Annotated in this window: 1 protein-coding gene; it reads left to right on the plus strand. The window is 68.8% G+C overall.

Going from position 1 to position 504, the window contains the following annotated elements:
* Positions 1-504: NAD(P)/FAD-dependent oxidoreductase (locus IF47_RS0126800; RefSeq protein ID WP_031511623.1), on the plus strand; the 504-nt coding region annotated here is incomplete at both ends.

A 504-nucleotide genomic window follows, 5' to 3' on the forward strand; every position in this document is an offset into this window, starting at 1 on the left:
GCTCTCCGGCCGCGGCGTGTCCTACTGCGCCACCTGCGACGGCTTCTTCTTCAAGGGCCACCACATCGTGGTGGTCGGCGGCGGCGACACCGCGATGGAGGAGGCCACCTTCCTCTCCCGGTTCGCCGAGAAGGTGACCGTCGTCCACCGCCGGGACACGCTGCGCGCGTCCAAAGCGATGCAGGAGCGGGCCTTCGCCGACGAGAAGATCGAGTTCGCGTGGAACAGCGAGGTCACCGAGATCCACGAGAAGGACGGCAAGCTGTCGGGACTGACCCTGCGCGACACCGTCACCGGTGAGACCTCCGAGCTGCCCGCCACCGGTCTGTTCGTCGCCATCGGCCACGATCCGCGCACCGAACTGTTCAAGGGCGTGCTCGCCCTGGACGACCAGGGGTACCTGACGGTGGACTCCCCCTCCACCCGCACCAACATCCCCGGCGTGTTCGCCGCCGGTGACGTGGTGGACCACACCTACCGCCAGGCCATCACCGCCGCCGGCAC

The sequence above is a fragment of the Streptomyces megasporus genome (assembly GCF_000718985.1).
Taxonomy (GTDB): Bacteria; Actinomycetota; Actinomycetes; order Streptomycetales; family Streptomycetaceae; genus Streptomyces; species Streptomyces megasporus.